13 protein-coding genes are annotated in these 13,215 nt (G+C 62.8%); 6 read left to right on the top strand and 7 right to left on the bottom strand.

Going from position 1 to position 13,215, the window contains the following annotated elements:
* Positions 1 to 2: 2 nt before the first annotated feature.
* Together kynU and kynB are read right to left on the bottom strand one after the other, a co-directional pair.
* A complete protein-coding gene (gene kynU, locus BM160_RS03570) occupies positions 3 to 1,310 on the bottom strand; it encodes a kynureninase (RefSeq protein ID WP_092000605.1) in 1,308 nt (435 codons plus the stop codon).
* Positions 1,311 to 1,331: 21 nt separating this feature from the next.
* Positions 1,332 to 1,991, bottom strand: a complete 660-nt coding sequence (gene kynB / locus BM160_RS03565; protein WP_092000601.1) for an arylformamidase — start codon at positions 1,989 to 1,991, stop codon at positions 1,332 to 1,334.
* Positions 1,992 to 2,246: 255 nt separating this feature from the next.
* Between kynB and BM160_RS03560 the strand changes: the two genes are divergently transcribed.
* Positions 2,247 to 2,999, top strand: coding sequence for an SDR family oxidoreductase (locus tag BM160_RS03560; protein ID WP_092000598.1), 753 nt, complete (start codon positions 2,247 to 2,249; stop codon positions 2,997 to 2,999).
* A gap of 27 nt (positions 3,000 to 3,026) precedes the next feature.
* Here the strand turns inward: BM160_RS03560 and hpaI are convergent, their stop codons facing one another.
* The 3 genes from hpaI to BM160_RS03545 are packed head-to-tail and all read right to left on the bottom strand — an operon-like array spanning position 3,027 to position 5,967.
* On the bottom strand, positions 3,027 to 3,821 hold the full coding sequence (hpaI, locus tag BM160_RS03555; RefSeq protein WP_092000593.1) for a 4-hydroxy-2-oxoheptanedioate aldolase: 795 nt from the start codon (positions 3,819 to 3,821) through the stop codon (positions 3,027 to 3,029).
* A complete protein-coding gene (argF, locus tag BM160_RS03550; protein ID WP_255368607.1) occupies positions 3,818 to 4,750 on the bottom strand; it encodes an ornithine carbamoyltransferase in 933 nt (310 codons plus the stop codon). Before argF ends, hpaI begins: the two co-directional genes overlap by 4 nt.
* Positions 4,751 to 4,752: 2 nt before the next feature.
* Entirely contained in the window at positions 4,753 to 5,967 is a 1,215-nt protein-coding gene (locus tag BM160_RS03545) for an aspartate aminotransferase family protein (protein WP_092000587.1), read from the bottom strand.
* A 241-nt stretch (positions 5,968 to 6,208) separates the two neighbouring features.
* Between BM160_RS03545 and BM160_RS03540 the strand changes: the two genes are divergently transcribed.
* A complete protein-coding gene (locus tag BM160_RS03540; RefSeq protein WP_092000583.1) occupies positions 6,209 to 6,526 on the top strand; it encodes a DUF3579 domain-containing protein in 318 nt (105 codons plus the stop codon).
* Positions 6,527 to 6,679: 153 nt separating this feature from the next.
* Here BM160_RS03540 and rpsT read toward each other — a convergent pair whose 3' ends face one another.
* Positions 6,680 to 6,982: a 30S ribosomal protein S20 gene (gene rpsT / locus BM160_RS03535; RefSeq protein ID WP_092000580.1), complete on the bottom strand. Its 303-nt coding sequence runs from the start codon at positions 6,980 to 6,982 to the stop codon at positions 6,680 to 6,682.
* 230 nt (positions 6,983 to 7,212) lie between these two features.
* Between rpsT and murJ the strand changes: the two genes are divergently transcribed.
* From murJ to BM160_RS03520, 3 genes are all read left to right on the top strand, one after another.
* Positions 7,213 to 8,781, top strand: coding sequence for a murein biosynthesis integral membrane protein MurJ (gene murJ, locus BM160_RS03530; RefSeq protein WP_092000577.1), 1,569 nt, complete (start codon positions 7,213 to 7,215; stop codon positions 8,779 to 8,781).
* Positions 8,782 to 8,837: 56 nt separating this feature from the next.
* Complete coding sequence (locus BM160_RS03525; protein WP_092000574.1) at positions 8,838 to 9,689, top strand: SirB1 family protein; 852 nt, start codon at positions 8,838 to 8,840, stop codon at positions 9,687 to 9,689.
* Positions 9,690 to 9,771: 82 nt separating this feature from the next.
* A complete protein-coding gene (locus tag BM160_RS03520; RefSeq protein WP_092000570.1) occupies positions 9,772 to 10,857 on the top strand; it encodes an AI-2E family transporter in 1,086 nt (361 codons plus the stop codon).
* 75 nt (positions 10,858 to 10,932) lie between these two features.
* On the opposite strand, the gene purM is transcribed toward BM160_RS03520, so the two are convergent.
* Positions 10,933 to 11,973, bottom strand: coding sequence for a phosphoribosylformylglycinamidine cyclo-ligase (gene purM, locus BM160_RS03515; protein ID WP_092000567.1), 1,041 nt, complete (start codon positions 11,971 to 11,973; stop codon positions 10,933 to 10,935).
* 161 nt (positions 11,974 to 12,134) lie between these two features.
* On the opposite strand from purM, the gene BM160_RS03510 reads away from it, so the two are divergent.
* The gene (locus tag BM160_RS03510) at positions 12,135 to 13,205 is read left to right on the top strand and encodes an AI-2E family transporter (protein WP_092000564.1); all 1,071 of its coding nucleotides are present in this window, start codon (positions 12,135 to 12,137) and stop codon (positions 13,203 to 13,205) included.
* Positions 13,206 to 13,215 lie beyond the last annotated feature (10 nt).

Genomic DNA, 13,215 nt, shown 5'->3' with positions numbered 1-13,215 from the left:
GCTCAGGTCACCGCGTTTTGCTGGTTGAATTCGGCGCGTTGCCACTCGCCGCTTTCCAGCACCTGGCGCAGGTGCTCGACCGCGTTCCAGACATCTTCAAAGCCGACGTACAGCGGCGTGAAGCCAAAGCGCAGGATGTCCTTGTGGCGGCCGGTGCCGCCGTCGCCCTTGCGGAAGTCGCCGATCACGCCGCGCGCGATCAGCGCCTGCACGATGGCATAGGCGCCGCTGCCCTGGCCGTTCACGCCCTGGCCTTCATCGCGGGTCAGGCAGACCTGCGAGCCGCGCTGTGCGTGCTCAAGCGGCGTCGCCAGGCCCAGGCCGTGGCCGGCGCAGCGCTCTTGCACCAGCGCAATGAACAGGTCGGTCAGCGCCAGCGACTTGGCGCGCAGCGCGCCCATGCCGCCCAGCGCTGCCGTGGCGTCGAAGGCATCCAGCCCGCAGGCAAGCGCCGACAGGCTGATGATGGGCTGGGTGCCGCAGAGGTAGCGGCGTATGCCGGAGGCGGGCTGGTAGTCGGGCGTGAAGGCGAAGGGCGCGGCGTGGCCGAACCAGCCGGTCAGCGGCTGCCAGAAACGGTCGGTATGGCGCGGGTGCACCCAGACAAAAGCCGGCGCGCCGGGGCCGCCGTTGAGGTATTTGTAGCCGCAGCCAATGGAGAAGTCGGCGTCGGCCGCCTTGAGCGTCACCGGCACGGCGCCGGCACTGTGGCACAGGTCCCAGATGGTCAAGATGCCGCGCGCATGGGCCGCTGCGGTCATGGCCGCCATGTCGTGCATGGCGCCGGTGCGGTAGTTCACATGCGTGAGCATCAGCACGGCGACGTCGTCCTGCAGCGCGGCGCTGATCTCTTCGGGCTCCAGCAGCACGAGTTCAAGGCCGCGCTCCCGGCACACCGATTGCGCGATGTACAGATCGGTCGGAAAATTGCTGCGCTCGCTCAGCACCTTGGTGCGTGCGGGGCCGTCCTGGCGCGCGATATTGAGTGCGGCGCTCAGCACCTTGTAGAGGTTGATCGAGGTGGTGTCGGTGCACACCACTTCATCGGCACCCGCGCCTATCCAGGGCGCGAGCTGGTTGCCCAGGCGCTGTGGCAGGTCGACCCAGCCGGCGTCGTTCCACGAACGGATCAGGCCTTGCGACCATTCGTGCTTCACCACCTCGGCGACGCGGGTGGCAGCGGCCATGGGCGCCACGCCAAGCGAGTTGCCGTCAAGGTAGATCACGCCGTCCGGCAGGGTGAAATGGTCGCGCAGGGTGCGCAGCGGGTCTTGCGCATCCAGGGCGCGGCAGTCTTGCAAAGTGGTCATAAGTGTTTTCGTTTTCTCGGATCAAAGGTCGCGCAGCACGGCCCGCACGGGCGATGCGTCGGCGTGGGTGAGTTTCAGGGGCAGGGCGATCAGTTCGTAGTCGCCCTCGGGCACGTCGTCGAGCACCAAGTTTTCCAGCACACGCAAGTCCAGGCGACGAATCACCTGGTGGCTGGCCAGCAGCTTGCTGTCGGCTGGGTCGATGCTGGCCGTGTCTATGCCCACCAGCCGCACGCCGAGTGCGGCCAGACGCTCGATGGTGTCGGGGGCGTAGGCGCTGAGCGCAGCGTCCCATTGTTCGGGCGCTTTGGCATAGGTGCGCACCAGCACACGCGGTGGCAACTGGTTCACGGCATGGGCAATGTGATGCCATTCGATGAGCGGCCCGCAATCAATCGCATGGATGACACGGCAGGGGCCAATGAAGGCGTCCAGCGCCACCGCGCCGATGGCGGCGCCCTGCGGGTCGTAGTGCAAGGGGGCGTCGGCATGGGCGCCGATGTGGGGCGACAGCGTGATGCTGCTCACGTTCACCGGGCAGCCCGGCGCGATGGTGGCGCACCACTGCTGCTGGTAGGGCGTGTCGCCGGGAAAGACGGGCGCACCCGGGTGGACGGCAGGGGAAATGTCCCGGATTTTCCGGGGCGGTGCAAAGGAGGATGGGTCGGCTCTCTGGCTCATTCCCCAAAGGTAGCACCGCTCAAAATCCCGTGGTGTCGGTTATTTCCAACAGGTTTTAAAATTATTGAAACCTGAAGTATTCGGGGGTGGCCAGGCCGCTTGTTGCGAGGTGGGCGAGGCCGGGAAATCAGCGGCTACTGCACAATATCAGGCACGTCGCGCCTGGCCTCAGTGCAGGCGAGCGGGCGGGCGCCCGATTCGTCCACAGATTCCATCTTCATATCTCAAACCCATTTCCAAAGGCAAGGGCATTCCATGAATTCGAACGATAAAGTCGCACTGGTCACCGGCGCGGGCACCGGCATTGGCCGAGCCGTGGCGCTGGCGATGTTGCAGGCCGGTTACCGCGTGGTGCTGGCCGGGCGCCGCATCGAGCCGCTCAACAGCGTCGCCAAGGAGTCCGGTTGCGACCGCGCCTTGCCGGTGGCAACCGATGTGGGAAATGCCGACTCCGTCAACGCCTTGTTTGCCCGCATCAAGGCCGAGTTCGGGCGCATTGACGTGCTGTTCAACAACGCCGGCGTGAGCGGCCTGGGCGTGCCTTTTGAAGACATCGCGGTAGAGCAATGGCAGAACGTCGTCAACATCAACCTGACGGGCTCGTTCCTGTGCGCGCAAGGCGCTTTCCGGCTGATGAAGGAGCAAGTGCCGCAGGGCGGGCGGATCATTAATAACGGCTCGATTTCCGCCCACGCACCGCGGCCCAATTCGGCCTCTTACACCTCGACCAAGCACGCCATCACGGGGCTGACCAAATCGATCTCGCTGGACGGCCGCAAATACAACATTGCCTGCGGCCAGATTGATATTGGCAATGCCCTGACCGAGTTGTCGGCGCGCATGACCAAGGGCGTGCCCCAGGCCAATGGCGAGATCGCCGTCGAACCCATGATGGATGCCAAGGAGGTCGCCGACGCCGTGGTTCACATGGCGGCGCTTCCGCTGTCCACCAATGTACAGTTCATGACCATCATGGCGACGCAGATGCCTTTTGTGGGCCGGGGCTGATGGCTTTGTCCAGGTCTTGCGGCTCTTTTAGTAAGCCGCGCCAGGGCCCGAAGGTGGTGCGGTGCCGGGCGATTTGAAGTCCGACGCCAGCCGCCGCGCGGCATTGGCGTAGAGCAGCACGTCCACCCCGGTGGCCACAAAAGTGCAGCCCAGCGCCAGGTAGCGCCGCGCCAAAGCAGGGTCAGAGGTGAGCGTACCGGCGGCCTTGCCGGAGGCGATGATGGTTTGCATGGCCTGCTCGATCGCGGCCTGCACTTCCGGGTGGTCGGACTTGCCGCGGTGGCCCATGGACGCGGCCAGGTCGGCCGGGCCTATGAACACGCCATCCACGCCGTCCACGGCGCAGATGGCTTGCAGGTTGCGCAAGGCGGTCACGGTTTCGACCTGCACCAGCAGGCAGATGTCATCGTCGGCTGTGTCTAGGTAGTCGGCACGCGCGTTCCAGCGCGAGGCGCGGGCAATGGCGCTGCCGACACCGCGAATGCCCAGGGGCGGGTAGCGTGTGGCGCTGACGAGGGTACGGGCTTGCTCGGCCGTGTCGACCATGGGCACCAGCAGGTTCTGCGCGCCAATGTCCAGCAACTGCTTGATCAGCGGTACGTCGCCGGCCACGGCCCGCACGACGGGTTGTGAAGGGTAGGGCGCAAGCGCCTGCAGCGCCGCCAGCATGCTGCGCACATCGTTGGGCGCATGTTCGCCGTCGATCAGCAGCCAGTCGAAGCCGGCGGTGGCGCTGACCTCGGCCAGATACGGATCGGCCATGGACAGCCACAGTCCGACTTGCTGCCGGCCGCTGGCCAGTGCGGCCTTGAAAGGGTTCATTCAAGCCGCCCCAGCAATAGGTACTCCATGAGCGCCTTCTGCGCATGCAGCCTGTTCTCGGCCTCGTCCCAGACCACGGACTGCGGGCCGTCGATCACCTCGGCCTCGACCTCTTCACCGCGGTGCGCCGGCAGGCAGTGCATGAAGAGGGCGTCGGGTTTGGCCACGCGCATCATCTCGGTATCTACGCACCAGTCGGCAAAGGCTTTTTTGCGCGCCTCGTTTTCGGCCTCGTAACCCATGCTGGTCCAGACATCGGTGGTCACCAGGTCGGCGCCGGCGCAGGCCTGCATAGGATCCTTGAACACCTGGTAGCTGCTGGCCGAGCGTATGCCGGCAATCGACTGATCGACCTCGTAGCCGCCGGGCGTGCTCAGGTGCACCTTGAAGCCGAGGATTTCGCTGGCCTGCAGCCAGGTGTTGGCCATGTTGTTGCCGTCGCCGACCCAGGCCACCGTCTTGCCCTGGATGGAGCCGCGGTGTTCGATGTAGGTAAAGATGTCGGCCAGGATCTGGCAAGGGTGAAATTCGTTGGTCAGGCCGTTGATGACAGGCACGCGCGAATGCTCGGCGAAGCGGGCAATCTTGGTCTGCTCGAAGGTGCGGATCATCACCAGGTCAACCATGCGGCTGATGACCTTGGCGCTGTCTTCGATCGGCTCGGCCCGGCCCAGCTGGCTGTCGCCGGTGGTCAGATGCACCACGCTGCCGCCCAGCTGGTACATACCGGCCTCAAAGCTCACGCGGGTGCGGGTCGAAGCCTTCTCGAAAATCATGGCCATGGTGCGGTCGACCAGCGGCTGATGCTTTTCGTAGGCCTTGAATTTTTTCTTGATCAGAGCGGCGCGCTCGAACAAGTAGGCGTACTCATCGGCGGTGAAGTCGCTAAATTGCAGGTAGTGCTTGATGGGTTTGAGGGGAGCGCTCATGGTCATGCGCCTTCCTGCAGCAGTTGCTTGATCAGCGGAACCAGAATCGCCACCACCTCATCGGCCTCGGCGATGGTCATGATGAGCGAAGGCACCATGCGGATCACGGTGTCGGCGGTGACGCTGATCAGCAGGCCGTTGTCGGCAGCGCGCTTGACCAGTTCGCCGCAGGGCTTGGTCAGCTCAATGCCCAGCATCAGGCCGCGGCCGCGGATTTCTTTCAGGCCTTTTTCACCGGCCAGTTCGCGAGCGAGCGCCGTGCGCAGGTGGTCACCGACCTTGACGGCATTGGCCAGCAAGCCGTCTTGTTCCATGATGCGAATGGTTTCCACGCCGGCCCGCATGGCCAGCGGGTTGCCGCCAAAGGTCGAGCCGTGGTTTCCGGGTTGAAAAATATGCGCGGCTTTCGGGCCGGCCACCACCGCGCCAATCGGCACGCCCGAACCCAGGCCCTTGGCCAAGGGCATGACGTCGGGCTTGATGCCAGCCCACTGGTGGGCAAACCATTTGCCGGTGCGGCCCATGCCGCACTGCACCTCGTCGATCATCAGCAGCCAGTCGCGCTCGTCGCAGAGCGCCCGAACTTCGCGCAGGTACTCGTCCTTCATGCTGTTGATGCCGCCTTCGCCCTGGATAGCCTCAAAGAACACGGCCACCACATTGGGGTTGTTGGCGGTGGCGGCCTTCAATGCATCGATGTTGTTGAGCGGCACGCGGATAAAACCTTCGACCAGCGGGCCGAAGCCGGCCTGCACCTTGGGGTTGCCGGTGGCGCTGAGCGTGGCAATGCTGCGGCCGTGAAAGGCTTTTTCATAGACCACGATTTCGGGGCGTTCAATGCCCTTGTCATGACCGAACTTGCGCGCCAGCTTGAGCGCGGCCTCGTTGGCTTCCAGGCCGGTGGAGCAGAAAAAGACGTTTTCCAGGCCCGACAGTTCCACCAGCTTGGCGGCCAGGGTTTCCTGTAGCGCCACATGGTAGTAGTTGGAGGTGTGAATGAGCTTGCCGATCTGCTCTTGCAAGGCGGGTACCAGCTCGGGGTGGTTGTGACCCAGGGTGTTGACGGCAATGCCGCCCAGCGCATCGATGTAGGCGTTGCCGTTGACATCCCAGACGCGGCAGCCCTGGCCGTGCGAGAGCGCTATCGGCAGACGGCCGTAGCTATTCATCACGTGGGGAGAGGCGGCTTCGATGTGGTCGGGGAGGGCAGCGGTCATTGATAACTCCGGGGACGGTGGCAAAAAACGGAAGGCCGCGCCAAAATGGGCGGGTCTGAAGTGATTTTAGGCGCAGACTTTACGGCCTTTTGTGACTATCCTGCATCACAGTCATGCGCCGGGGCCGGGTTGCAGCGCCGGCCTGCAAATCTGAGCTGAGTCTTATATAAGATAGAATAGTTGCGCGCTGCAGCATGGGACGCATACCGGCTTCCCGGGCACGCGAAAAACCCTCCACCCGATGGTCTCCAACTCCGCCAAAGAAGTTTTCATTCAGGGCGTCACCCATGATGGCAAAACCTTCCGGCCCAGCGACTGGGCCGATCGGTTGTGCGGGGTGATGAGCCAGTTCCGTCCCGGTGGGCCGCAGCCCGGCAGTCACCTGACTTATTCCCCCTGGTGCGTTCCAACCGTCATCAACGGCGTCAAGTACGTGGTGGTCAACGCTGAACTGCGCGACGCCGAACCCATGGCCTGGGATTTCGCCATCAACTTCGCCAAAGACAACAAGCTGCAAATGGCCGAGGCTTGTCTGCTTCCCGATCCACCCAAGCCCTGAGTGGTCCTGGGTGACCAGGCTCATCCCGATCCAGAAAGTACAGACGTAAAAAAACCGCCGAAAGGCGGTTTCTTACTTTTGCTGCAGCGCACCCTACAAAACGGCGGAGCGGAATTTTGTGGGAAATACCGTCCGGGCGATTTGCCTAAATGTTTAGGCGGCTTTCAGGGCCAGGGCTTTCACCTTGGCAGACAGGCGGCTCTTATCGCGAGCGGCCTTGTTCTTGTGGAAGATGCCCTTGTCGGAAATCGTGTCCACAATGCTTTGGGCCTTGGCGAACAAGTCCTTGGCTTTGTCTTTGTCACCAGCTGCAACGGCTTTTTCGACGTTTTTCACAGCGGTGCGGTATTTGGAACGCAGCGAGGTATTCGCGGCATTGAGTTTGACGTCCTGGCGGACGCGTTTGCGGCCGGAGGCGAGGCGGGGGTTCTTTTTCTTGGGTTTGGCGGTTGCCATAATAAATTTCCTTTAATCCAGGGAGGAGTCTGTGGATGATGCAGCAAAGCCCACGATTATATACCTCCACGGCCGCTCTACTAGCGTGTAGCTCCCTGCCTCCCGAGGGGGCCGCTGCGCCTGCGGCCCGGCAAAGCCGGTTCCGTGGCCCCTGCTGGTGTGAAGAGCTCACCAAATACGGCCGCACGGAACCACAGCTTGCGCGCTGCCGTGACGGCTAAACTCCAGCGGTGTCACTTTTTAAATCCGCCTCCACCGTTTCCCTTTTTACGCTGATGTCCCGAATCACCGGTTTGGTGCGGGAGTTGCTGATTGCCTCGGCCTTTGGCGCCAGCGCCATGACCGACGCCTTCAATGTGGCGTTTCGCATTCCCAATCTGTTTCGCCGGCTGTTTGCCGAGGGGGCGTTCAGTCAGGCTTTTGTGCCGGTGCTGGCGGCCAACAAGGCGCAACACGGCGAGGCGGCGACCAAGCTGCTGATTGACCGGGTGGCCACGCTGCTGAGCTGGTCGCTGCTGCTAACTTGCGTGCTGGGCGTGGTGGCGGCGCCGCTGCTGGTCTGGGCCATGGCCAGCGGTTTGCAGCAGGATCCGCGCGGTTTTGAGGCCGCTGTTTACATGACGCGCTGGATGTTTCCCTATATCGGCTTCATGTCGCTGGTGGCCTTGTCGTCCGGCATTCTCAATACATGGCGGCATTTCGCCGTGCCGGCGGCCACCCCGGTGCTGCTCAACCTGTCCATGATTGCCGCAGCCTGGCTGGGCGCACCCTGGTTCAAGACGCTGGGCATTGAGCCGGTGTATGCCCTGGGCGGAGGCGTGATGCTGGGCGGGGTGTTGCAGCTGGCGGTGCAGGTGCCGGCCCTGCTGCGTCTGGGCATGCTGCCAAAAATTGGATGGAATTGGGCTGTCATCAAGGATGCATGTGCGGATCCAGCTACAAAAAACATAGCAAGATTGATGCTGCCGGCACTGCTGGGCGTCAGCGTTGCGCAAATCTCCCTGCTCATCAACACCCAGATTGCCTCGCACCTGGCGCCCGGTAGCGTGAGTTGGCTCACCTACGCCGACCGCCTGATGGAATTTCCCACGGCCATGCTGGGCGTGGCCATAGGCGTGGTGCTGATGCCGCAACTGGCGGCGGCCAAGGGCGCCAACGACGCGCTCAAATACTCGGCCATGCTGGACTGGGGCTTGCGCCTCGTGGTGTTGCTGGCCGTGCCTTGCGCGGTGGCCTTGCTGACCTTTGCCGAACCACTGGTTGCCACGCTTTACCACTACGGCGCTTTTAGCGACCGTGATGTGCGCCAGACCACGACGGCGCTGATGGGTTACGGCGCGGGCCTGCTGGGCCTGGTGGCCATCAAGGTGCTGGCGCCGGGTTTTTATGCCAGCCAGGACATCAAGACGCCGGTCCGCATCGCGGTGGTGGTGCTGGTCATCACGCAGTTGCTCAATCTGGTGCTGGTGCCCTATTTTCAGCATGCCGGGCTGGCGCTGGCCATAGGCGTGGGCGCGCTGATCAATGCCTTGTGCCTGTTGATTGGTCTGCTGCGGCGCGGCAGTTACAAACCGGCTGCCGGCTGGGGTCGGTTTGCGCTGCAAGTGCTGGCGGCCAGCGCGCTGTTGGCGGTGTTTTTGCTATGGGCCGCCGGCAGCGTCAACTGGATTGGCCTGAAATTCCATTATTTTCAAAGAATTGGCTCTCTAGCCCTTGTGCTTATTGCCTCTGCAGCTATTTATTTTATAGCGCTCTGGGCTTCGGGGCTGAAGCTGCGCCAATTGCTGCGGCACGGATGATGCGGCTTGAGTTAATGTGCCTCGCAGGGGCTGCCGGTTTGTGAGAAAGTAGCGGCATGGAATTAAATTTGGCTGTACCGTCCCCGCTGCAATATTTCTCCAGCCTGGTGCAAAGCGATGCGCATTTCCCCTTGCTGGAGGCCGCCGTCAGCCTGGCTCAGGACGAATACCCGGATCTCGATGTCGAGCAGGTGCTGGGCGACGTCGATCAACTGCTGGCCCGTGTCAAGCGGCGCCTGCCCGTCGATTCGCCCGACCTACAGCGCCTGCGCGCGCTGAACCAGTTTTTCTTTCGCGATCTTGGTTTTGGCGGCAACATCAATGACTATTACGACCCGGACAACAGCTACTTGAACGCGGTGCTGCGCACGCGCCGCGGTATTCCCATCACGCTGGCGGTGCTGTGGCTGGAGCTGGCCCTGGGGCTGGGCCTGAATGCGCGCGGCGTGGCTTTTCCCGGGCACTTCATGGTCAAGGTCAACCTGCCCAAAGGCCAGGTGGTGATAGACCCCTTCAGCGGCCAGTCATTGAGCCGCGAAGAACTGGTCGAGCGGCTGGAGCCGTTTCGCCAGCGCAGCGGGTTGGTGGATGAGTTTGATGTGCCCATGGGCTTGTACCTGCAGTCGGCGCCGCCGCGCGAAATCATAGGCCGCATGCTGCGCAACCTGCAGGAGATTCACCGAACCCAGGAAGACTGGCCGCGCCTGATTGCCGTGCTGGACCGCCTGATCGTGTTGCTGCCCGATGCCTGGACTGAGTACCGCGACCGTGGCCTGGCCTGGGCGGTGCAGGGTGATGTGGCGCACGCGGTGGCGGATCTGGAGATGTACCTGGCGCACGCCGAAGATGCGCTGGACATGGATGTGATTGCCGAGCGCCTGGCCCAGTTGCGCCAGGGCAAGCATTAAGACGCCCAGCGCCAACGGGTCGGGCAGGTTTTTTCTTCAAGTGAGGCGGGGCCTTGTCAGGCCTCATGCCAGAATTCCCCCCATGCCCCCTGTCTTGCACGCTCCCTTCATTACCCGCACGCTGCTGCTTTTGCTCATTGCCGCCGGCGGGTATTTTTTTAGTGGCTTTCTGGTGCCGGTGCTGGCGGCACTCATCATCGGTTTTGCGAGTTGGCCCTTGTACGGCTGGCTGGTGCTGCGCTGTCATGGCAACACCACCCTGGCCGCCAGCTTGGCGCTGCTGCTGGTGACCGGCGTGCTGGTGGTGCCGCTGATGCTGGCCCTGCCTTACGCCTTGCACGAAGCCGGCAGCCTGCTGGCCTGGCTGCAAGAGGCCAATCGCAACGGTGCGCCGGTGCCGCGCTGGATTGAGGCGCTGCCCGTGGTGGGTGAGCGTCTGGCCAGCTATTGGCGCGATCACCTGAGCGCGCCGCGTGCGCTGGGTGACTGGATTCAGATTCTCAGCGGCCAGCACCTGGGCAATATTTACCGCACGCTGCTCACCGCTACCGGCAATGTGTTCAGCTTGGTGCTGACGGTGCTGTTCATGCTGATCACCTTGTTCTTTATTTACAAGGATGGTTTGCGTATCGCGGGCCAGCTCGATGTGGTGGGTGAGCGCATTCTGCCCAAGCGCTGGCAGCATTTTTCACGCGTGGTGCCGGCCACGGTCAGTGCCACTGTCACCGGCATGGGACTGATCGCGCTGGGTGAGGGCCTGGTGCTGGGCATCGCCTATTGGGTGGCCGGCGTGCCTTCGCCGGTGTTGCTGGGCGTCATCACGGTCTTCATGGCCCTGATTCCGGGCGGCGCGCCGCTGTCTTTCACCCTGGTGTCGCTTTATCTGGTGGGCTCTGGCCACTCGATGGCGGGGCTGGGCTTGTTTGTCTGGGGCTCGGTCGAGCTGTTCATCGTTGACAAGACCTTGCGCCCGCGCCTGGTCGGCGGGCCGGTCAAGCTGCCGTTTTTGCCAACTTTTTTTGGCCTGGTGGGCGGCGTCAAAACCATGGGCCTGGTCGGCCTGTTTGTCGGGCCGGTGTTGATGGCTTTGCTGGTGGCTATCTGGCGCGAGTGGCTGCACGGCATTGCACAGGAGCGTGCTGAAAAGCCGGATGTTCCTGCGTCTTGAGTTAGGCAGGAGAGTGACGGAGGGATAGCAAAAAAGCCGCATCAGCGGCTTTTTTGCGTGGTGACAGTCCGAAGATCAGCCGACGACGACCGCTGCGCCTTCGCCGCGATCGGCAATCACGCCGATTTCATAGACCTGCTCGCCGGCATCGCGCAGGGTTTTGGCCGTCGCCTGGGCATTGGCAGCGTCCACCACCACCACCATGCCGATGCCGTTGTTGAAGGTGCGGTTCATCTCGATATCGTCGATGCCGGCAGTGGCCTGCAACCAGGCAAACAGCTCGGTCTGCGGCCAGCTGCCTTTTTTCAGATGGGCAGCCGTGCCTTCAGGCAGCACGCGGGGAATGTTTTCCAGCAGGCCGCCGCCGGTGATGTGGGCCAGCGCCTTGATCGGGTGGGCGGCCAGAGCGGCCAGCACGTTCTTCACGTACAGGCGGGTGGGCTCCATCAGCGCCTCTTTGAAGGGCTTGCCGTCCAGCTTCACGGGGGCCTTGTCGCCGGCGCGCTCAATGCACTTGCGTACCAGGCTGAAACCGTTGGAATGCACGCCGCTGCTGGCCAGGCCCAGCACCACGTCGCCGGCCTTCACGTCCTGGCCGCTCAGGATTTTGGATTTTTCCACCGCGCCGACGGCAAAGCCGGCCAAGTCGTATTCGCCGGCGGGGTACATGCCGGGCATTTCGGCGGTTTCTCCGCCTATCAGGGCGCAGCCGCTCAGCTCGCAGCCCCTGGCAATGCCGCCGACCACGGCCGCTGCCGTATCCACGTCGAGTTTGCCGCAGGCGAAATAGTCCAGAAAGAACAGCGGTTCGGCGCCTTGTACCAGCACGTCGTTGACGCTCATGGCGACCAGGTCTATGCCGACGGTGTCGTGCATATTCCATTCAAAGGCCAGTTTGAGCTTGGTGCCCACGCCGTCGGTGCCGCTGACCAGCACGGGTTCTTTGTAGCGCTTGGGCACCTCAAACAGGGCGCCAAAGCCGCCAATGCCCGCCAGCACGCCTTCGCGCATGGTTTTCTTGGCCAGCGGCTTGATGCGTTCAACCAGGGCGTCGCCCGCGACGATGTCAACGCCGGCGTCTTTGTAGCTCAGGGGGGTGGTGGAAGAGGTAGTCATGTATCGGGGCTTTATGCGATGGAGGGCGTGGAGCGGCGGTCTATCCGGCCGGCAGTGGTCTGGAACCGCCTTGCAAGCCCGATAGAATTCAGCCTTAGATTCTAAAGGTTCCACCCGGGGACCTGTTCCGGGCTGACTCCGGCAAGCTCACCCAAGGCTGTATGCAATTTACTTCTACCCAAAAACGTACCGCTGCCTGGTGCCTGATCACCGCGCTGGTGGTGCTGGCGCTGTGGTTTCTGGGGCCGGTGCTGACACCCTTTGTGGTGGCGGCCGTGCTGGCCTATGCGTTGACGCCTTTGGTGGACAAGCTCGATGACCTGGGCCGGGGCCGGCTGCCGCGGGTGCTGGCGGTTCTGATCGTGGAAACCCTGTTTATCCTGGTCCTGCTGTCTATTTTTCTGCTGGTGGTACCTATCTTCGCCAAGGAACTGCCCTTGCTGCGTGAGCAGCTGCCCTTGCTGGCCGACCGTCTCAACCATTCGCTGGGTCCCTGGCTGTCGCAGTTCGGCATCAAGGTGTCGCTGGATGTTGCCAGCATCAAGGCCTTTGTCCTCAAGTACCTCAATGCCAATGTGGAAGATGCCCTGGCCTCGGTCTTGTCTTCGCTGAAGCTGGGCGGCAGCGTGGCGCTGGCCATCATGGGCAATGTGGTGTTGATACCCGTGGCGCTGTTTTTTCTGCTGAAAGACTGGGATCGGATTGTTGCCCGGGTGGTCGAGCTGGTGCCGCCCAAGCTGCGTGCCTCGTACGACAGCTTCATCGACGAGGCCGACCTGGTGCTGGGCCAGTATCTGCGCGGCCAGTTGCTGGTGATGGGGGTGCTGGCGATTTACTTCAGCGTGGCGCTTTCGCTGTTCGGGTTTGACCTCGCCGTGCCGGTGGGCGTCTTCACCGGCCTGGCCTTCTTTATTCCCTTTCTGGGCTTTGGATTGGGCATGCTGCTGGCGCTGCTGGCCGGCGTGTTGCAGTTTGGCGGTCTTTACGGCCTGCTGGTGGTGGCCGGCGTCTATGGCGCCGGACAAATGGTCGAGAGTTTTTATCTGACGCCTCGGCTGGTCGGCGAACGCATAGGCTTGCACCCGCTGGCCGTTATTTTTGCCCTGCTGGCCTTTGGCCAGTTGTTGGGTTTTCTCGGCGTGCTGATCGCCTTGCCCGCCAGCGCGGTGCTGCTGGTCGGCATTCGTCGTTTACGGGCTAGCTACATGGCCAGCAAGCTGTATCAGGGATGAACACGGTAAT

Origin of the sequence: Polaromonas sp. OV174 (assembly GCF_900112285.1) — a bacterium.
Taxonomy (GTDB): domain Bacteria; phylum Pseudomonadota; class Gammaproteobacteria; order Burkholderiales; family Burkholderiaceae_C; genus Polaromonas.
Note: the sequence above shows the minus strand (reverse complement) of the source record. Positions and strands in the feature narration are given on the sequence as shown.

Bases quoted from the DNA above. Each gene is read 5' to 3' on its own strand.
- kynU (WP_092000605.1), bottom strand. From the start codon at position 1,310: ATGACCACTTTGCAAGACTGCCGCGCCCTGGATGCGCAAGACCCGCTG.
- kynB (WP_092000601.1), bottom strand. From the start codon at position 1,991: ATGAGCCAGAGAGCCGACCCATCCTCCTTTGCACCGCCCCGGAAAATC.
- BM160_RS03560 (WP_092000598.1), top strand. From the start codon at position 2,247: ATGAATTCGAACGATAAAGTCGCACTGGTCACCGGCGCGGGCACCGGC.
- hpaI (WP_092000593.1), bottom strand. From the start codon at position 3,821: ATGAACCCTTTCAAGGCCGCACTGGCCAGCGGCCGGCAGCAAGTCGGA.
- argF (WP_255368607.1), bottom strand. From the start codon at position 4,750: ATGAGCGCTCCCCTCAAACCCATCAAGCACTACCTGCAATTTAGCGAC.
- BM160_RS03545 (WP_092000587.1), bottom strand. From the start codon at position 5,967: ATGACCGCTGCCCTCCCCGACCACATCGAAGCCGCCTCTCCCCACGTG.
- BM160_RS03540 (WP_092000583.1), top strand. From the start codon at position 6,209: ATGGTCTCCAACTCCGCCAAAGAAGTTTTCATTCAGGGCGTCACCCAT.
- rpsT (WP_092000580.1), bottom strand. From the start codon at position 6,982: ATGGCAACCGCCAAACCCAAGAAAAAGAACCCCCGCCTCGCCTCCGGC.
- BM160_RS03525 (WP_092000574.1), top strand. From the start codon at position 8,838: ATGGAATTAAATTTGGCTGTACCGTCCCCGCTGCAATATTTCTCCAGC.
- BM160_RS03520 (WP_092000570.1), top strand. From the start codon at position 9,772: ATGCCCCCTGTCTTGCACGCTCCCTTCATTACCCGCACGCTGCTGCTT.
- purM (WP_092000567.1), bottom strand. From the start codon at position 11,973: ATGACTACCTCTTCCACCACCCCCCTGAGCTACAAAGACGCCGGCGTT.
- BM160_RS03510 (WP_092000564.1), top strand. From the start codon at position 12,135: ATGCAATTTACTTCTACCCAAAAACGTACCGCTGCCTGGTGCCTGATC.